The organism is Streptococcus sp. sy010, from assembly GCF_007859175.1.
Classification (GTDB): domain Bacteria; phylum Bacillota; class Bacilli; order Lactobacillales; family Streptococcaceae; genus Streptococcus.
On sequence record NZ_VOHO01000005.1, the window covers coordinates 26,324 to 46,289 of the forward strand.

Genomic DNA, 19,966 nt, shown 5'->3' on the forward strand with positions numbered 1-19,966 from the left:
AGACATTATGACAACAAGTAAATTTTATTTTCAAACAAGGCCAAATCATTTTTGGCTTGTTTTTTTCATCAGTTTGATTAGTTTAGGACTGGGTAGCTATGCCAGCCTACGTTTTGGGGCTATTCGTTATAGTCATCAAGAAGTCATAACGATTTTAGCTCAACCTTTTTTAGAAAGCCAAGCTCAGAATATCATTATTGATAGTCGTTTTCCTCGTCTAATCGCCGCTTGTTTGGTGGGAGCAGGACTTGCGACCTCAGGTTTAATAACACAAGCAGTTACTCGAAATCCTATTTCTGATCCAGGTTTACTGGGAATCAATGCTGGGGCAGGGCTTGCCTTGGTCTTAGCTTATCTGCTAATTAAAAAACCACATTACAGCTTCATTTTACTTTTTTGTTTAATCGGTGCTAGTCTGGCTGCCCTTTTCGTTTTTGGATTAGCCTATCAAAAAAAAGCAAGCAACCATCAAATCCGTCTCATTTTAGCAGGAGCTATGATGACTACACTTTTTTCAGCCATAGGGCAAGTCATTACTATCACCAATCGCTTATCTACTACCATCATTGGTTGGCAATCTGGCGGTCTAGTTGCTGTTAACTGGTCTATGATTACCTTCATAGCTCCTTTTATCCTTTTTGGTTTAGGTTCTGCTTTATTTTTTAGTCACCAACTCAATCTTCTTAACCTCGAAAAATCACTTTCTCAAGCCTTGGGGCAAAATATCAGACGCACCCAATTGCTTCTTTTAGCAATCGTTTTGCTTCTTTCAGCTAGCAGTGTCGCCTTAGTTGGTAACCTAGCCTTTATTGGTCTGCTCATTCCCCACTTAGCCAAACTGGTCATCAGACAACACTATCAGCAACTTCTTCCTTTAACTATGCTTTGGGGAGCAAGTTTTATGGTTTGGATTGATCTTCTCTGTCGCATGATCAATTCACCATACGAAACCTCACTAAATGCTGTTGTCAGTCTTATTAGCCTACCTTCTTTTCTAATTCTTATTAGAAAGGAACAAAATCTATGAAAACATCCCCTAATAAAGTCATCATTTTCCTGTTTTTTGTTGTACTATTTACCAGTATTTTGGCTCTGTCACTAGGAGAGAGTCAACTTAATTTTACTCAGCTCTTTAACCAATCCAATCAAACACAAAGTCAGCTCATTCTGTTTAACATACGTCTTCCTCGAATTTTGGCCAGCCTTATGGGAGGCGGCTCTCTGGCTCTCGCAGGTTTGTTATTGCAAACCCTTACTCAAAATCCACTAGCAGACTCAGGTATCTTGGGTATCAATGCTGGGGCAGGTTTGGTTATTGCAAGTTTACTAGCTTTTGGAAAATTAGAGTTTGCAATTAGCCAGTCCTTGCTTCCTAGTCTTACCATTCTTGGTAGCTATGCTACAATTCTTCTAGTCTATCTACTTTCTTATAAACCCAATCACAACATCAATCCCAATCGACTGATTATTGCTGGAGTCGGTATTTCCACCATGATGTCTAGTCTTATCGTAACCTTAGTTAGCTATGTAGATCGCTACAAGATTGATTACATCAATAACTGGCTAAGTGGACAAATAACGGGTGATAATTGGCAGAGTCTTTTAATTTGTAGTTTTCCCTTAGTCATATTATGGGGGCTAACTTACAGTCAATATCAAGCTTTAAATATCATGAACCTTAACGAATATACTGCAACTGCCTTAGGGCTTAACTTAAAAAAACAACGCTTGTTTATTCTTTTTCTAGCCACCTCCCTAGCTGCCATCAGTGTTATCTTGGTTGGCAATATCAGCTTTGTTGGTTTAATTGCTGGTCATAGTGTCAAGCGACAGCTTGGGAACAATCATCTTCTAACCATTCCTACTAGCCTGATGGTCGGCATGCTCATCCTCCTAATCGCAGACACTTTGGGACGTATCTTCCTTGTTGGCATGGGCATTCCAACTGGACTGCTTGTTGCTATCGTTGGTGCACCTTACTTTCTTTATCTGATGTTGAAAATGGACTAATAAATTCAAAAAGTTGAGCCAAATATGGCTCAACTTTTTTACGCATTAAAACTCTCTGTTAATTGTGGGACTACTTGTTTCTTACGTGATACAGCACCTGGTAAAAAGGCATGATTGTTCTCCAATTTGAAGTCAAATGCCGCTTCAACCTTATCCATGTGTTGACCTAATGCCAAAATCTCTGAATTTGAATTAACAATATCTGTAATCATCAATACAAAATCTGAATAGCCATTAGCCTGATTAGCTGCTAACATGGCTGCCTCGATCTCTTCTTGACGTTCTAAAACTTCTGCAATATCAACGGTATTGACTTGAGCCACACGAACTGGATTGCCATTTAATTCAAATGTTTTAGCATCAATATCAATCAATTCTGCCGCTGACTTACTAGCGAGATTTGTTCCTGCTTTCAATAGGGCTAAACCATAAGTTTCCAAATCAACCTCTGCCAATTCAGCCAATTCTTTAGCCACTTGATGATCACTTTCTGCCGTTGTTGGTGATTTCAATAAAAGCGTATCAGAAATCAAACCTGACAACAATAGACCTGCCACTTCTTTTGGCAATACTAGACCAGCCTCTTTAGCAGCACGATAAACAATTGATGACGCTGAACCTACTGGCTCTAAACGCATATAAAGTGGGTTGGCTGTTTCAAAATTCGCCACACGGTGATGGTCAACCACTGCCAAAATCTCAAGTTCTGCAATATCGCTAATTGATTGTTGAAATTCATTGTGGTCTGTCAAAATCACTTGACTCGCACCTGCTTCCTTGGCTGACGTTACCACAGTCGGTGCTTCAACACCAAAATAATCCAAGGCAAAGGCAGTTTCTTCGTTCGGAGTGCCTAAGGCTACTGCTTTAGCATCACGCCCCCAAGCGTTTTTCTCCAAATAAGCCCAACCATAAGATGATGCAATGGCATCCGTATCAGGATTTTGATGACCAAATACTAAAATCGACATGTCTTTTCTACCTCATATATTTCTAAGTTTGGCTTTATTATACCAAAAATCAAGCCAAGTCGCAAAACACTAGGAATGAATACGTTTCATATAGTTGGTATAGGTTTCTGTTTGCATCAAATCCTTAGCATTTTTGACACGGTCTGCTGTCGGTGGCTTAACACCAGCCAAGGCATAGGGAATCCCCAACTCTCGCCACTTAAATTCGCCCATGGTGTGATAAGGCAAAATCTCAAACTTATCCACATTTTTAAGGGTTTTGACGAACTGACCTAGCTCCACCAAATCTTGGTCAATATCTGTCAAACCAGGCACTAAGACATGGCGAACCCAAACAGGAACTCCTTTATCTGATAGGTATTTAGCGCAGGCAATGATATTTTTATTGCTTTGGCTGGTCACAAATTTATGGCGTTCATCATTGATTTCTTTAATATCCAACAACACCAAATCCGTCACTGCTAGCAGTTTATCAAAAATTTCATGGTAGGCTGGCGTATCACGAAACGGCAAGGCACAGGTATCCAAGGTACAATGAATACCTAATTTTTTAGCTTCCGTAAACAAGGCTGTGACAAACTCAATCTGAAGAAGAGCCTCACCACCAGAAACCGTAATACCACCTTCTTTACCCCAAAAATGACGATAAGACAAGGCTTCTTTCAAGACATCTTCAACCGTCCGTTCTTGAGAGTTATTGGTTTCCATTTCCCAAGTGTCTGGGTTATGACAATATTGACAACGCATCTTACAGCCCTGCATAAAAATAATGAAGCGAACGCCTGGACCATCCACTGTTCCAAAACTTTCTGTCGAATGCACCATACCCGTTACTTTTTTATAATCAATATCAGTCATCAAACCACCTCTTTTGAAAACGCTTTATATGTTTATTATACTCCTTTTTTAGACAAAAAACTAGCTAAAATAAAAGAAAGACATCACTTCGTCTTTCTCTTATCTTAAAGCAAATCTTTCTTTTTCAAAAAACGGTTAAGATAAGCTACAAAGGCAAGCATTAGAAAACCTGAAACGAAAAACACGGTCAAAATAGGAAAACACTCAAATAACAAGCCAAAAATCAAGGTCCCTACAGGAACTGACACCTGAACCAAAACATCAAGAATAGCAAAAATTCGACCTTGCTTACTTGGTGCAATCTGCTTTTGAAATAAGGTCAAAATAGAAATTCTACCTGCTGTCAAAGCCAAACCTATCATCAGATTGATAATGACTAGGAAAATCAATAAAAAGAACAGGTTATGTTTGAAAATCGTAACGCCAAAAACAATGGCAAAAAGACAAAATCCACTAACCAACCAACTCTTAATAATTAGACTAATCTTATCAGGATTGATTGAGCGATAGGCAAAGACGCTGCTGGCTAGTAGCATACCTACCGAAACACTTGCTTCTAAAATGCCCACTGCTAGACTATTTTCTGAAAAATAAGTGGTCACAATGATTGGAAAACCAATCACCAAAGCTGATAGAAGAAAATTCATGACCAACATGCCAAACAATAAAATCAGCAAGACTTTTTGGTCAAATAAATAAGACAAGGCAGCTTTCAATGTCTGCTCTTCCTTAGCATTTCCATCAACCATGTCATCGTCAAGCTGCTGAAATGGGCGATTGCTAAACGAAAGAAAACAAAGTGAGATTAAACCCAGACCTTCTAACAAAAGCTCCAAGCCAATCGCCATATCTAAGGAAATTAAGGGATAAATCGCCCCTGCTACAACTGGACCAAGCAAGGATGAGGCAGAGTCAACGCTCTGAATCAAGCCATTAAACTGTCCAAGTTCTTCTTCTGACTCAACCAAATGAACAGCCGATGCCAATATCGTGGTTGATACTAGACTATCCATTAGATTCAGCAAGACCACAATCAAGATGACTATGAAAAAGTTTGGTGTCACTTGATTCATACTGAAAAAGAAACACATTGCCAAAATCAGCATACTAGTGAGTTGAGCCATAAGCAATAGTGGTTTTTTAGGATAACGATCCACCATAAGACCAATGACAGGTGTTCCCAATAAACTAACAACTGAACCAATCAAGACAATCTGACTAAAGGCAAGAGGGCTTTTGGTCTGCATGAGTATGGTCAAGGACAAGAAAAATGTCAACACCGCACTACCAAATTGCGTGAACAGAACGGTTAAAAATAACGGAAGTCTTACTCTAAGTGTCATTTGCTTACCTCCATTTGCTAACAAAGAAATCTTATTGCTAGAAGATATGTAATTGTTCGTCTATCGTTAGTATATCTCAACAGACAAGACCTGTAAACCAAGAGCTAGATAGGCATCAAAATAGGAACTGATGATTTAACCATCAATTCCTATGATTTATGATGTTAGCTGACTTGTTCATCAGTTTCTAATGGACTGACTACCACTTTCAACTTGACGACACGACCATCTTTGACCTTATCATTGATAAAATCAAAGCGTTTATTTTGGCTATCAACTTGGTAACTTTCTTTAACGTCTTGATTAGGAATAGTGCCAATACCTGCTAGGTAAAAACCTGCAATGGTATCCACATCATCACTAACTAATTCACTTTCAAAATATTCGTTGAATTCGTTGAGTGTCATATTACCAAGGACAATATAGGTTTGATCGGCGATTTCTCGAACAGACTCTGCTGCCTTGTCTGTTTCATCATCGATTTCACCGACAATCTCTTCTAGCAAGTCTTCCAAGGTCACCAGACCTGATACGCCACCATATTCATCTAATAAAATCGCCATTTGTCGCTGATTGTTACGTAGAGTGGTCAAAAGATTATCCACAAAAATCGTTTCCGGCACAAAAAGTGGCTCTTGCAGTAATTGGCGAAGATTAATTTTATCAAAACCTTGAGCAAAGGCTGCACTCAAAATATTTTTCGTATGAATCAAGCCGATAATCTTGTCTTTATCCCCATCATAAACAGGAATACGAGAATAGTTTTCTTTTAAGATTTCCTTAATCAACTCTGTGGTATCGTCATTGATGTCAACCATAAAGGCATCTGTCCTTGGCACCATCACTTCACGCGCCATGGTTTCATCTAAAGAAAAGACCCCTTGCAACATGCCAATCTCTTCAGCGTCCAATGTCGCCTCACTATTGGTCAACAGGTACTCGATCTCATCTCTAGTCATCTGCTCATTGGCATCATCAAAGGTCATGGGCGTTAGACGACTCAAAAGATTGGTTGATGCTGATAAGAACCAAACAAAGGGACTGACCAATTTACCCAAAAAGAGAATAATTGGGGCTGAATAAATCGCCAAATTTTCCTTGAGGTTCATGGCAATTCGCTTAGGATATAGCTCACCAATTACAATCGAGATATAAGTCAAGAAAACCAAAGAAATAATATCTCCTGCCGTTTTCGCAGTTGTTGATTGGCCAAACCAAGACGCAATCACCGTTCCCAAGGAATCTGCAAAACTTGCCCCTGATAAGAGGGTAATGAGGGTAATGCCGACTTGGATAGTTGACAGAAAATTATTGGGATTATCCAAAATTTTCAACAAACGGGCATAACGTTTATCTCCTTCGGCTGCCTTTTGCTCCACACGAGAACGATTGAGCGAGACCATAGCCATTTCACTAGCTGAGAAAAAGGCATTGAATAAGGTGAGTAGTAATAATAATAAAAATTGCAATAACAAGGACTGACTGCTAGGGTCTTCCATTTTTCATCTCCTAATTTCTAAATAATCCAGTCTATTATATCATATTTTCCATAAATATCACGTTTTGAACGATTATCTCCTACTTAGCCTTCCCTAATTTCTCAATCATAATCAAAAAAGGTGGCTGATTGATTTGATTAAGAGCCTGATAGGACATGACTGCAAAATCTTTTTGAGGCAGACGGCTGACAAAATCAAGCAGGGAGTCTTTTTCTCTTTGCCCACCCTCATGACCATAATAGACCATGATTGAGATACGACCACCAAAAGATAAACATTCTAAAATTTGTTCAAGAGCCAGCAAGGTGGTTTTGGGTTGAGTTGTTAAAGACTTGTCTGCTCTAGGCAAATAGCCTAGATTGAAAATCGCACCATCAATTTTTTCCTTAACATAGTCTGCCACTTGCTCATGTCCTGCATGAATCAAGTTAGCCACCAGATTTTCTCTTGCCAATCGTTCTTGCGTCCAAACCAACGCTTGCTTTTGAACATCAAAAGCATAAACCTTCCCCGCTTTTTTGGCCAAAAAAACTGTATCAAAACCTTGACCCATGGTTGCATCTACCACTACACTATCGGGTGTTAATACCTCAGCTAAAAAATCGTGAGCCATGGCCAATGGTTTTTTCATCTTAAATCTCCTTCTTTTAATGAAATAAGGCTAGGGTTGACCTAACCTTATTTTATTTTTGTTTGGCTTGAAAACGCCATTTAAAACGCCAGCGATCATAGTAGGGAAATAACATATTCAAAATCGCATAGCCAACTAATAAACCTGCTAAAATGTCTATTGGATAATGAACACCCAAGTAAACTCGAGATAGAGCTACCAAAACAATCAAGCTAGTCAAAACCAAACTAACAATCAGTCGTAAACCACTTCTTTGGTTCAAACGTTGGTAGCAAACAATCAAAATCACTCCCAATATAGCCATTATGCCCAAAGCATGTCCGCTTGGAAAAGAATAGCCGGATGCTGATACTAGATGTGGGATACTTGGACGTGGACGTTGATAAACTGATTTGAAAACAACAATTGCCAAGCCAGCTAAACTTGCACTAGTTAACAAATAATAGGCTTCTGCTCGCCATTTTTTCAACCAAAAAACAAGGGCAGGAAAAATAGTCAAAGCTAATTGAACAGGTGGATTACCTAAAACAGTTATGTTTTGGAAAAAGTCTGTCCAAAAACTTGGTAGATCGCTTCTAAACTTTGCTTGTACAGTTTGATCAAAAGATAGAACGGTTTCTGGATAAAATTTAATCACATAGCCCATACAGACAAAAATGACCAAGGCAAATGTGCCACGAAGTAGGTAAGTTTCTTTATTTTTCATAACGATAAGTGGATAAAATAGGTTTCAATAAACGATAAATGAGGGCAAAGGATAGAGAAAAAATCAATCCTTGAACAAGATTAAATGGTAAAACCATGCCAAAAAGATAAAGTGAGGTACCGATAAACTGACTAATATCAAAATTCGCCAATTTCGCATAAAGTGGGATACCATATACCCAGTTCAAAAGCAACATGCTAAGGGTTAAGACAACTGTTCCAACTAGACTCGCCATCACATAGCGAGAGACCGTTTCCTTTGTTTTCCAAATCAATGCAAAGCAAGCCACAAAAATGGCCAAGGCTAACACATTCATCGGCAGGCCAATCCAATCATTGACCCCGCGATTATTTAGGACAAACTTGAGAATAGTTCGCAGACCTAAAATAAGGTAGGCTGTTTTAAGATCAAACAAATACAACCCCAACAAAATAGGTAAAATACTCAACTCCACTTTTAAAAAATCAGCTCCTGGAATAATTGGAAAGCCAAAAAGCATTAAGCTAAAAGATAGGGCTGATAAAATGGCAATTAAAACCATCTGTCTTGTTTGTAACATAAAAAATTCCTCCAATTTTGACAAATTGGAAGAAGTAGCAAAGAGTACACTAAAAGACCCTTTGTCTTCTCCCATCCAGACTTTACTGTCGGTTGTGGAATCACACCACATCAGCTTACGCTCACGGACTTCTACATGCCACTGCACCTAGTCACCGCCGGTCGGGAATTTCACCCTGCCCTGAAGACCTTTTTAGTATATCATAAACTTATGGTTGGAACAATCATTTGAGCTTATCCTGCTCATAGGTATGTTCCAACTCGAGTTGGGGAAAACCTTGTTGACGCAAGGCTTCATAGACAATCATACACACCGTATTAGACACATTTAGGCTACGGACGTGTTGATCATTCATAGGAATGCGTAAGGCTTGGTCAGCATGCTGACGCATAAAATCCTCTGGCAGCCCTGTATCTTCTCGACCAAACATAAAATAATGCGATTGATTATCATGATAATCAACCTCACTATAAACTTTCTCAGCAAATTTCGTGATCAGATGAAGTCGCCCTTGGCATTGCTCTAAAAAGTCGTCCAAGCTATCATAAAAATAAATCTCTAACTTATCCCAATAATCCAATCCTGCTCGCTTCATTTTCTTATCATCAATCGGAAAACCCATGGGTTTGATGATATGAAGTGGACTATTGGTTGCTGCACAAGTTCTAGCAATATTACCTGTATTGGCTGGGATTTGAGGCTGATACAACACAATATGATTTTGTCTTTCAACCGTTACTTGTCTATCCTGGCTCAATTCTGCTAAATTCATCTTGATTAGTCCCCATTCTTTTGATTAAAAAAATAACCATGCCACCCGGATTAAATCAGCAGGCAACATGGTTGATAGCTCATTGACTTAAATCATAACAGGATTGAGTTAAACCAATGAGTGACTATCCTTATTATAGCATGCTTAAACGGTCTGTCAATAGCTTTTTTGATAAATTTCTTAGACAAATAACGCATTTCGGTCAGAAAAATGTGCATTTTTGCTAAAAAAGGAGTATGATATAGGGTATATAAAAGGAGAAACAATCATGAAAATCATTGTTATTGGTGGAGGTAAGGTCGGTTCTGCCCTTTGCCAATCTTTAGTTGAAGAAAATCACGATGTGATTCTCATTGAAGAAAAAAAAGACGTCTTGAAACGTCTGACTAAACTTTATGATATTATGGGCATTGTGGGGAATGGTGCCAATTTTAAGATTTTAGAAGAAGCTGGAGTCAATCACTGTGACATCTTTATCGCCTTGACTGAAAAAGACGAGGTCAACATGATTGCTGCTGTTTTGGCTAAGAAAATGGGTGCCAAGGAAACGATTGTTCGGATGCGTAATCCAGAGTATTCTAACTCTTACTTTAAGGATCGAAATTTTCTTGGTTTTTCAGCAGTTGTCAATCCTGAACTTCTGACAGCCCAATACATCGCTAACAGTGTCGAATTTCCAAACGCCCAATCAGTAGAACATTTTGCCAATGGACGTGTTATGTTAATGGAATTTCACATCACCAAAAAGAGTCAGCTTTGTCATCTGACACTCAACCAATTTCGAAAACGATTTAACGGCTTAGTGGTCTGTGCCATCCAGCGTGATGATCAAGTTTTAATTCCCAATGGTGACGCAAAAATTCAGACTGACGACCACATCTTTGTTACGGGCAATCGTACTGAGATGATTCATTTTCACAACTATGTTAAAAAGAAAGAGGTCAAAAACATGATGCTAATTGGGGCAGGAAAAATTACCTATTATCTGCTCCATATTCTAAAAAACACCAATATCAAGGTGCGAGTCCTAGAAATCAATCCAGAGCGTGCAGCTTGGCTTAGTCAAGAATTTCCCCATCTGCATGTCATACAAGGCGATGGAACCGCCAAGGAAATTCTGCTAGAAGAAAATATCCAACACTATGATGCTGTGGCTACTCTGACAGGCTATGATGAAGAAAACATTATCGCTTCCATGTTCTTAGAAACCTTAGGTGTGGACAAAAACATCACCAAGGTCAATCGTACTGCCCTACTAGAAATTATTGATACCCAACCTTTTTCAAGTATCGTCGTTCCAAAACGCATTGCTGTCGATAGTATCATGCACTTTATTCGTGGACGTGTGAATGCCGAAGGCTCAAAACTAGACGCTATGCACCATGTCGCCAATGAACAGATTGAAACCCTACAATTTGAAATCAAGGAAGGCAATCCCTTGGCTGGACATCAACTAGCCGACATCCCGTTGCAAGAACATGTTTTGATTGCTGCCATTATTCGTAAAAATAAAACCCTCTTTCCAACTGGTCAAGACCATCTAGAAATCGGTGACAAGGTTGTTGTCATTACCTTATTAAAAAACATTTCTAGTATCAAAGATTTATTAATGAGGTAAGCAAATGAATAAACGTATGATTAGTTATCTCCTTGCTAAATTGCTGTTAATTGAAGTTGCCTTGCTTGGTGTGCCTTTAATTACTTCTCTTATTTACCGAGAAAATCTAAAAATCACATTGTCTATTTTATTAACCATGACACTATTAACACTTTTAGGTCTCATTGGAACACACTTAAAACCACAAAATCAAAAACTCTATACCAAGGAAGGACTGATTATTGTTTCTCTTTGTTGGCTCCTTTGGTCTTTCTTTGGTGCCCTTCCTTTTGTTTTCTCTGGTCAAATCCCCAACTTAATTGACGCATTTTTTGAAATAACTGCTGGCTTCACCACAACTGGAGCAACCATCTTGCCATCAACGAATGTCTTATCCCATTCTCTCTTATTATGGCGAAGTTTTACCCAGCTCATTGGAGGAATGGGGATGTTGGTCTTTGCCCTAGCTATCTTAGATAATTATCAAAATAACAATTTAGAAGTGATGCAAGCAGAAATGGCTGGGCCTATTTTTGGTAAAATTGTGGCAAAACTAAAAAACACTGCTCAAATTCTCTACCTCATTTACTTCATTCTTTTTATTATCCTTACCATCATTTTATGGATTGCTGGACTTTCGTTCTATGATAGTTTGATAACCGCTATGGCAACAGCTGGAACCGGAGGCTTTGCTGGTTATGAAAACAACATCGCCTACCATAACAATCCAGTAGTCACTAACATTATTTCAGTTAGTATGATTTTGTTTGGTATCAACTTTAATCTCTACTATTTGCTACTTCTAGGTAAGATTCGTACCTTTTTCAAAAATGAAGAACTAAAACTTTATTTTTTTATTATTATTAGCAGTAGTCTAGCCATTTGGCTCAATGTAAAACATCTCTATCCGACACTCCCAGAATCAATAGAAAAAGTTTTCTTTCAAGTAGCCGCAACCATAAGCTCAACAGGTTTCAGTCACCCTGACATCAGCCCTTGGCCACTTTTTTCACAGACCATCTTAATTGGATTGATGTTTTGTGGGGGAATGGCTGGCTCAACTGCAGGTGGATTCAAGCTAATGCGGATACTCATATTACTAAAATTAGTCAAAAATCAAATGCTAGCAACTCTTTACCCCAATCGAGTGCTTACTCTCCATATCAATCAAACACCTTTGGATCGACAAACTCAAGATAGTATTCTTAGGTATTCTATTATTTACTTCATGATGCTAGCCGGCTTGATCCTGATTCTTAGTTTAGACACCAATGATTTTCTTGTTGCTTTTAGTGCTGCCCTATCAACCCTAAATAATATTGGCCCAATACTAGGCACATCACAAAACTTCAATCTCTTTAGTCCCATAACTAAAGTCCTGCTTTCTATCATGATGATTGCTGGGCGTTTAGAAATTTATCCATTACTACTTTTCTTCTTACCTAGAACATGGTCTAAAATCTAAAAGCAAACAGGTTAACATCAATAAGATTTAACCTGTTTTTGATAGATTCGACTTGAAAAAGTTTGATTTTATCGTTATAATAGAAAGTATTGAATATAATTTGAAAGAGGCATCTCCTATGAAATCTTCCAAGAATGAAGCAGTCTATCTTGTTTTAACGATTTTGTGTGTCGTTTTTATTGGGGCCATTTATTTTCTATTTGGCAACATTCGTCAGACTCAACTTCCACCTACACCAAGTCCTTCAGTGACTGTAAGACAAGATACCAATCAAAATCTTGAAGCTGCCAAAGCTGCTGTAGAAGCTGCCGTGGCTAATCCTAGCGAAGAAAGCATCGCCTTAGCTCAAGGAGCTCTCCAACAAGTAGGAGATGAAAAAGACAAATTAGAACTACAAGCAAAACTTGATGATTTAAGTACTGAATTAACCAATCAACAAGTGGCTACAACAGCTGTTGAAACTGCTGAAGCTAGCTTAAATGACCAGGACATTCAAGCTGCTAGAGAAGCCATTGAACAATTAAAAGACGACAATAAGAAAAATGAATTGCAAGCAAGACTGGATGCGATTGCAACTGAAAATTAAAATAAAGGAGAGCAATTGATATGAAACGTAAAGAACTTATCTATAGTGGTATAACGCTCTTATTACTACTTGTTTTAGGAGTTAGCTACCTATCGTTAAACAAAAACACAACCAAGTCTTCCACATCAACTACTACACTAACATCTAGTAGCTCAACTAGCACACCTATTCCACCTGCATTAGAAAAACTCTTTCAATCTTTGGAAAACGATCCTAATCAAACTGGCATAACTCAAGCTCAAGCTGCCATTGATAAATTAACAGATCGAGATCAAAAAGAAAGTTTACAAAATCGACTAAATAAAATCAAGGCAAAACTCAAGCTAATTGAAAGTACAGAAAAAGCACTTCAAAGCGCTGAGAAAAATCCTAGTCAGCGTACCATAAAAGCTGCTCAAGACGCCATCAATCGTATCACGATTCCTAGCAAAAAAGAAGAATTCCAAAAACGTTTAGATCAAATTAAAAAAGACTTTGAAAATGCCGATCAGTCTTCTGAATCAAGTAGCAGCCAAGAGGAAAGTAGTGAGTCAAGTTCAGAAACCAGTAACCAAGCTAGTTCAAGTGCTGAATCTAATGAGCCGGCAACTACTACAGTTACAAATACTAATACGGATACTGAAAGTGTTAATTATAACAACACAACTTCTAATACAAATTATTACGTACCAAGTACCACTCAAACAACAAACTCATCTACGGCTAGCTCTACCGTTACACCTAGCGTTAGCGTAGAGGAAACACCTGCTGTATCAGAAACACCAGTAGAAGCTCCTACTGAAGTCCCAGCAGAAACTAACGTTGCTGATTCAGAAGTAGAAACATCTACCGCTGATTAATCATATCAAAAAAGCGTGTCTCACACGCTTTTTATCATCAATAAACTTAAAAACCATCTCGCTTTACCCACGAGATGGTTTTAATATTAGATTTCATAACCCATCAAAATGCCACCATCTTCTGCATAAAAACTACATAAACCAGATGTTGCATGAAAGCTAATTTCTGCTTGGGGAAATTGACTCAAAATCTTCTCACTTAATTGTTGGCAGATTTTCTCATTGTTAGAATGAGCAATAACCACTTTACCACCTTGATAACCTGCCTTAATCATCTCTTCCAGACTAGCTAAAATGGCTTTTTTCTGACCGCGTGATTTTTGCAAGAGTTCCAAACGGCCTTCTTGACTAGCTTCGCCAACCATACGGATATTCAAAAGACCAACCACTGCTCCTACTAGTTTGCTTAAACGGCCATTTTTAACTAAATTATCAACCTTAGCTAGAACAAAAAGTAATTTTGTCTTTTCTTGATAGGCTGTAATTTTATCAACCACTTCTTCAAAGGATAAGCCTGAAGCAATCAAGCGATTAATCTCCATCACCAATAAATCAATTTCACCACCTGCTGATAGGGAATCAATCAGATGAACCTTGATATTAGGATTTTCTTCTTTTAACATTTCAACAGCTAGACGAGCACTGTTATGACTACCTGATAGTGTCCCTGTAATCGTAATCGCAATCACATGGTCTGCTCCACGATAGGCTTGCAAGAAGGCGTCAGGACTAGGGCAACTTGAACTTGCTGCAGCAGAAGTTTGATACATGGTTTCCATCATTTTAGGAATATCCAAACCTTCATCATCTACAAAAATCTCATTACCGATTTGTAAGGTTAAGGGAACTCGCTCAAAACTAATGTTAGGAGCTAAGTTTTCAATGTTTTTTAGATCGCAACCTGAGTCTGCAACAATTTTCCATGACATAATCATTTCTCACTTTTCTTAAAAATAAAATGCTTTCATTCTTATTATAACACCATTTGTATGAATCAGCTAGCAAAAAACATTTGATAATCAAAGGAGATTTTAGTCAAACACCGGATTTAGCATATAAGTTTCAATGGCCTTAGCAACTCCTGCTTCATTGTTAGAACTTGTTTGGTGACTTGTAATAGCTTTCACTTGCTCTGTTGCATTGCCCATAGCGACACCCAAACCTGCGTAAGCTAGCATTTCCAAATCATTATTACCATCACCGAGAGCCATAATATTTTCTGAACTCAGATCAAAATGACGAGCTAAATCTGCCAAAGCACTCGCTTTAGTAACCCCTTTAGGCATGGCTTCAAAAATATAAGGCTGACTACGAACAACTGAAAAAAGACTCGCTAATTTTTCTTCTTGTTCTTTTTGGAATTGATCTAAAACACGCTCATCACCTAAAAACATGGCTTGAAAAATTGGTTCTTTCTTGGCTTTTAGGTCTGCTAAATCAATAGCGATCGCTTCTGTAAATACTAAACTAGCATCATAAGCAACAATTTCTGGCACATGATCGGCAAAAACATAGAAATGATTATCTGTGATTAAGGTTAAATAAATCCCAGGATACTCTTGTGCAATACCTAGTAAGAGTTCAATTTCTTCAAAACTCACTCCGTGAGTTTCCACCAAGGACCAATCTTTTGTCGCATAGGTCGAACAACCATTGTTCAAAATAGCATAATCACCAATCCCCAATTCATCAAAATAAGGAATAACACCTGGCTTCATTCGACCTGTGCAAAGGACAATCTTCACACCCTTTTGAGCTACTTTCTGCAAGACCTCTTTATTGGCTTGCGGAATTTGTTTGTCGTCATTTAATAAAGTGCCATCCATATCAATCGCAATTAGTTTAATCATACCAGTTCTCCTTACTTATTCATCTAACCAACCCAATATTCGAAGAGCATCTATTAATTTTTTTTGTTGTGGTAATCCATTCGCTCCAAATCCAGGTAAATTTTTACTTAGTTCATAATTGAAAAATATCGCTGAAATATTTTTTCACTGACATCTAGATGGATAGAAAACTTGATGCCCTGCTTCATCATACACCTTACCATCTTCATCTGGAATAGCTATATTCTTAAAACATTTCTGATATTTATCATCATATCCCTTACAATAAAATTCACGATATGAATCAACATTATTAGCATTATCATCATTTTGAGGAAGATCGAAATCTTTATCAAAATTTGGAATAAAAATATGACTATCTTCATCATTTTCCAATATTTTTTGACTATTACTCTGTTTTATTGTTTTGAATAAGATTTTAGTGCCTATTGGTATCTTATCATCTTTATCATAAAATAATATTGTGACTTCATATTGTATTTTTCCGCCTTCATTTTTAAGATAATTTACTATTTTATTCTCATAAAATGCTTGACTTTTTCTAAAATTATCACTGGCTTCCTCTTGTTGCAAATTAGCTACACTAAATTGAATAAAACCATTCCTTTTATTATCTTTGATAATATTTTCTTTTTCTTTATCATTAATAAAACTATAAAATTGGCTAGCTAAAATATGTCCATGATTAAAAAAATATTGTCCATTAATTTTAACAGGATTATTTGATCGTAGGTTTTTTAATCCTAATTTTGATGTTGATTTTTCACAACTTTCAGTATCTCCATTTAATCTTACTCGCCATCCTTTTGTTTTAGAACCCTTTAATTTTTTAACTGGCCTATTATCGTCTAGCACTCTGAAAATAGTGTGTTTTTCATCATAGCATACTTTAAAACCTAAAATCTTTTCAAGTTCACCATCTTTTAAACCTAATCTATCTAATACTTCTGATTCTTTCAAAGCCTTTGCCATCCTTTCATTTATTTTCAAAATAATAACTAATAAATACTTTTTAGTCATAAAATATATAATAAATTTTTTAATCATATTATATCAATTAATTTAATCATCATTTACTTCCTTACTCTGTTTTCTTTCATTATACCATAGAAAGCCTTTGCCAAGCTTTTTCATTACAAAAAACCAGCTGTAGCTGGTTTTCTTAGTCTTTACGTTCGAGTTCACGAAGCATTTGGTCGATCTTGTTACCATACTCAATGGACTGATCTTTGACAAAGACCAAATCAGGAATCTTATACATGGTTAGGCGTTTACCCAACTCACGTTTGATGGTTCCTGTGGCTTTTTCCAAGCCTTTTTGAGCCTTTTGATTATCTGAAGCCAAGTCACTTAAAATAGTATAGTAAACTTTTGCGGCTGACAAATCGCCAAGCATCTGGACATCTGTCACCGTTACCCCTGAAACTCTGGGATCTCTTACTTTTTTTTGTAAAATATCGTTGACTTCACGTTTGACTTCCATGCCAACACGGTCAACACGAAATGAATTTGCCATGCTAACTCCTTTCTGCTTAGCTAGCTGAATTAGCGTTTGATTTCTTCCATGATGTAGGCTTCAATGGTGTCATCGACTTGTAGGTCATTGAAATTCTCAATCATCAGACCACCTTCACGACCATTACCCACTTCTTTAACATCATCTTTATAATGTTTCAAACTCACAAGGGCACCGTCATGAATAACCACACCGTCACGGATAACACGAACCTTAGAATCACGCGTTACCTTACCATTGATAACCATAAAGCCACCGATTGTACCAACCTTAGAAATCTTGTAAGTTTCACGGATAAGGGCTTCACCGATTACTTTTTCTTGGAATTCTGGATCTAGCATACCCTTCATGGCATCTTCAACTTCTTCAATGACTTTGTAAATGATGCTATGTAGGCGAATATCAACATCATCTGCATCGGCTTGTTGACGCGCTTGTGGTGTCGGACGAACATTGAAACCAATCACAATGGCATTACTTGCCTCAGCTAGAGTCACATCTGATTCACTGATGGCACCAACTGCTGAATGGACAACATTAACCTTAACGCCTTCGACATCAATCTTGAGAAGAGATGAGGCTAGGGCTTCAACAGAACCTTGCACGTCTGCCTTGATGATAACGTTAACTGACTTAACTTCTCCAGCTTTAAGGGTATCAAAAAGATTTTCCAGACTGACACGTTGAGTGGCTTGACGTTGTTTCAGCAAGGCACGTTTAGCACGTTCTTCACCGGCAGCACGCGCAGCTTTTTCATCTTCATAAACGGCAAAATGGTCACCTGCCATAGGAGCTTCGTTAAGACCTGTAATCGAAACTGGGGCAGATGGCCCTGCTACCTTAACACGACGACCAAGGTCATTTGTCATGGCACGCACACGACCAAAGGTATTTCCAACAACGATAGGGTCTTGAACATTAAGTGTTCCTTGTTGCACAAGAAGGGTAGCAACCGCTCCTTTTCCTTTATCCAAACGAGCCTCGATAACCGTACCGATAGCACGAACCGTTGGGTCAGCCTTCAATTCTTGGATTTCTGCAACAAGAAGAACCGTATCCAACAATTCTTCAATGTTTTGACCGAATTTCGCTGAAATTTCAACAAATTCACAATCTCCACCCCAAGCTGTTGAGATGACACCATGTTCAGCCAATTCACCAATCACACGCTCTGGATTTGCTCCTGGTTTGTCAATCTTGTTAATCGCCACAATAATCGGCACATCGGCTGCCTTAGCATGATTGATAGCTTCGATAGTTTGAGGCATAACACCGTCATCAGCAGCAACAATCAAGATAGTAATGTCTGTGACAGAAGCACCACGAGCACGCATGCTAGTAAAGGCCGCATGTCCTGGGGTATCAAGGAAAGTAATCAACTTACCATTTTCTTCAATCTGATAAGCACCGATATGTTGTGTGATCCCACCTGCTTCGCCTGTTGCGACACGAGAATTTCTCAAGGTATCTAGTAAAGTGGTTTTACCATGATCGACGTGTCCCATGATGGTAACAACTGGTGCACGCTCTACCATATTCTCTGGATTGAGATACGACTCATCAACAAAGAAACGCTCAATATCCGCATTATCAACTTCGACCTTAGCCTTGGCTTCAATGCCATAATCTACCATCAATAGTTCGATGGTATCACCATCTAAAGATTGATTTTGGGTTGCCATAACTCCCATCATAAAAAGTTTTTTAACAATTTCAGCTGGTTCACGTTTGATACGTTTAGCAATCTCTGCAACGGTCATGCCTTCTGTGTATTCAAACTCTTTTGGCAATTCATGGAATTTGCGTTCGGTCATAGCCTTAGGAGCTTCCTGACGATTTTGTTTACCTTTTTTCTTCTTATTTGGGTTCCAGTTACTATTTCTTTGATTTCTCACTTGATTTTGATTATTCCAACTCTTCTTATTCTTGTTTTGTTTTGGTCCGTCTTCATTTTCATGACTAAACTCACGAGATTTTTCTGGACGGGCTTTTTTACGACGAGTATCAGTCGCTGTTTGTGCAACTTCTACCACTGCTGGAGCAGGCTTAGTTGGTTCAACTACCTGCTTCATTTGTGCTTTTTGAGCTTCTTTTTTAGCTTGACGTGCTAATTCTCGTTCTTTTTCTGCCTTTAATTTAGCTGCTTCATTTTCACGGAAACGGTTCTCACTCTGACGAGCATACTCGGCATTTTGTTCAGCTTTAAGAGCAGCAGCACGAGCCTTGAAATCAATTCTTGGTGATTGTGCTGACGTTTGCTGAGTCGGTCGTTTTGGTTGGTCTTGTCTAGTTTGACCCTGACGTTTTTCTTGGTTATAAGACTGACGACCGGCTTCTTTATTGCTCTTTGTTGAAGCATTTTGAGCCTGTTTGCTTACTCGACCTTGTTGATTTGAACGATTTTGTTTGCGACGTTCTGCTTCAGCCTTAGCTCTAGCCTCTCGCTCAGCCTTAAAATTACGACTTTGTGGCTTAACAGCTTTTTGTTCAGCTACTTGTTCTACTTTTTCAGAGCTTGGAACAACTTTTTCACTTACTGTTGCAACAGTTGTTTTTTCCACCACAGGTGTTGTCTGTTTTGACGCAACTTTTTTATCGTTAAAGCTAGCAATAATTTTTTTGGCATCTGTTTCTTCAACTGAAGAGGAATGGCTCTTAACTGCCATGCCTAAATCCTTGGCACGCTCAACCACTTCCTTACTTGCCTTACCAAGTTCCTTGGCAATTTCGTATAATCTTTTCTTAGACAATTGGTGTCCTCCTA

Annotated in this window: 19 protein-coding genes and 1 riboswitch; of the genes, 6 read left to right on the forward strand and 13 right to left on the reverse strand. The window is 38.2% G+C overall.

Going from position 1 to position 19,966, the window contains the following annotated elements:
* The first annotated feature begins 7 nt into the window (after positions 1-7).
* Both FRX51_RS05140 and FRX51_RS05145 read left to right on the forward strand, forming a co-directional pair.
* Positions 8-1,027 (forward strand): iron ABC transporter permease, encoded by a 1,020-nt coding sequence (locus FRX51_RS05140; protein ID WP_146496465.1) that lies wholly within the window; start codon positions 8-10, stop codon positions 1,025-1,027.
* Positions 1,024-2,010: an iron ABC transporter permease gene (locus tag FRX51_RS05145; RefSeq protein ID WP_146496467.1), complete on the forward strand. Its 987-nt coding sequence runs from the start codon at positions 1,024-1,026 to the stop codon at positions 2,008-2,010. Before FRX51_RS05140 ends, FRX51_RS05145 begins: the two co-directional genes overlap by 4 nt.
* A gap of 38 nt (positions 2,011-2,048) precedes the next feature.
* Here FRX51_RS05145 and FRX51_RS05150 read toward each other — a convergent pair whose 3' ends face one another.
* From FRX51_RS05150 to FRX51_RS05185, 8 genes are all read right to left on the reverse strand, one after another.
* The gene (locus tag FRX51_RS05150; RefSeq protein WP_146496469.1) at positions 2,049-2,981 is read right to left on the reverse strand and encodes a manganese-dependent inorganic pyrophosphatase; all 933 of its coding nucleotides are present in this window, start codon (positions 2,979-2,981) and stop codon (positions 2,049-2,051) included.
* 69 nt (positions 2,982-3,050) lie between these two features.
* Positions 3,051-3,839: a pyruvate formate-lyase-activating protein gene (pflA, locus tag FRX51_RS05155; RefSeq protein WP_146496471.1), complete on the reverse strand. Its 789-nt coding sequence runs from the start codon at positions 3,837-3,839 to the stop codon at positions 3,051-3,053.
* Between the two features lie 104 nt (positions 3,840-3,943).
* Positions 3,944-5,182 (reverse strand): MFS transporter, encoded by a 1,239-nt coding sequence (locus FRX51_RS05160; protein ID WP_146496473.1) that lies wholly within the window; start codon positions 5,180-5,182, stop codon positions 3,944-3,946.
* 164 nt (positions 5,183-5,346) lie between these two features.
* A complete protein-coding gene (locus tag FRX51_RS05165; protein WP_146496475.1) occupies positions 5,347-6,681 on the reverse strand; it encodes a hemolysin family protein in 1,335 nt (444 codons plus the stop codon).
* 79 nt (positions 6,682-6,760) lie between these two features.
* Positions 6,761-7,312 carry a class I SAM-dependent methyltransferase gene (locus FRX51_RS05170; protein WP_146496477.1) on the reverse strand — a complete coding sequence of 184 codons (552 nt, stop codon included), beginning with the start codon at positions 7,310-7,312 and terminating at the stop codon, positions 6,761-6,763.
* Positions 7,313-7,364: 52 nt separating this feature from the next.
* Entirely contained in the window at positions 7,365-8,018 is a 654-nt protein-coding gene (locus tag FRX51_RS05175) for a phosphatase PAP2 family protein (protein ID WP_146496479.1), read from the reverse strand.
* Positions 8,008-8,577 carry an ECF transporter S component gene (locus FRX51_RS05180; RefSeq protein WP_146496481.1) on the reverse strand — a complete coding sequence of 190 codons (570 nt, stop codon included), beginning with the start codon at positions 8,575-8,577 and terminating at the stop codon, positions 8,008-8,010. The genes FRX51_RS05175 and FRX51_RS05180 overlap by 11 nt, the downstream gene beginning before the upstream one ends.
* A 59-nt stretch (positions 8,578-8,636) precedes the next feature.
* Positions 8,637-8,769: riboswitch (FMN riboswitch) on the reverse strand.
* Between the two features lie 31 nt (positions 8,770-8,800).
* Positions 8,801-9,349 carry a tRNA (cytidine(34)-2'-O)-methyltransferase gene (locus FRX51_RS05185; protein WP_146496483.1) on the reverse strand — a complete coding sequence of 183 codons (549 nt, stop codon included), beginning with the start codon at positions 9,347-9,349 and terminating at the stop codon, positions 8,801-8,803.
* A 268-nt stretch (positions 9,350-9,617) separates the two neighbouring features.
* Here FRX51_RS05185 and trkA point away from each other — a divergent pair, with 268 nt between their 5' ends.
* From trkA to FRX51_RS05205, 4 genes are all read left to right on the forward strand, one after another.
* Positions 9,618-10,967 (forward strand): Trk system potassium transporter TrkA, encoded by a 1,350-nt coding sequence (gene trkA, locus FRX51_RS05190; RefSeq protein ID WP_146496485.1) that lies wholly within the window; start codon positions 9,618-9,620, stop codon positions 10,965-10,967.
* 4 nt (positions 10,968-10,971) lie between these two features.
* Positions 10,972-12,411, forward strand: coding sequence for a TrkH family potassium uptake protein (locus FRX51_RS05195; RefSeq protein ID WP_146496487.1), 1,440 nt, complete (start codon positions 10,972-10,974; stop codon positions 12,409-12,411).
* A 118-nt stretch (positions 12,412-12,529) separates the two neighbouring features.
* A complete protein-coding gene (locus FRX51_RS05200) occupies positions 12,530-12,997 on the forward strand; it encodes a hypothetical protein (protein ID WP_146496489.1) in 468 nt (155 codons plus the stop codon).
* Between the two features lie 20 nt (positions 12,998-13,017).
* Positions 13,018-13,836: a hypothetical protein gene (locus tag FRX51_RS05205; RefSeq protein WP_146496491.1), complete on the forward strand. Its 819-nt coding sequence runs from the start codon at positions 13,018-13,020 to the stop codon at positions 13,834-13,836.
* Between the two features lie 86 nt (positions 13,837-13,922).
* Here FRX51_RS05205 and FRX51_RS05210 read toward each other — a convergent pair whose 3' ends face one another.
* The 5 genes from FRX51_RS05210 to infB all read right to left on the reverse strand — a co-directional run bounded on the left by FRX51_RS05210 (position 13,923) and on the right by infB (position 19,952).
* Positions 13,923-14,765: a DegV family protein gene (locus FRX51_RS05210; RefSeq protein ID WP_146496493.1), complete on the reverse strand. Its 843-nt coding sequence runs from the start codon at positions 14,763-14,765 to the stop codon at positions 13,923-13,925.
* A gap of 102 nt (positions 14,766-14,867) precedes the next feature.
* Entirely contained in the window at positions 14,868-15,686 is an 819-nt protein-coding gene (locus tag FRX51_RS05215; RefSeq protein WP_146496495.1) for a Cof-type HAD-IIB family hydrolase, read from the reverse strand.
* 144 nt (positions 15,687-15,830) lie between these two features.
* A complete protein-coding gene (locus FRX51_RS05220) occupies positions 15,831-16,733 on the reverse strand; it encodes a hypothetical protein (protein WP_146496497.1) in 903 nt (300 codons plus the stop codon).
* Between the two features lie 115 nt (positions 16,734-16,848).
* Positions 16,849-17,202 carry a 30S ribosome-binding factor RbfA gene (gene rbfA / locus FRX51_RS05225; protein WP_146461898.1) on the reverse strand — a complete coding sequence of 118 codons (354 nt, stop codon included), beginning with the start codon at positions 17,200-17,202 and terminating at the stop codon, positions 16,849-16,851.
* A gap of 29 nt (positions 17,203-17,231) precedes the next feature.
* A complete protein-coding gene (gene infB / locus FRX51_RS05230; protein WP_146496499.1) occupies positions 17,232-19,952 on the reverse strand; it encodes a translation initiation factor IF-2 in 2,721 nt (906 codons plus the stop codon).
* Positions 19,953-19,966 lie beyond the last annotated feature (14 nt).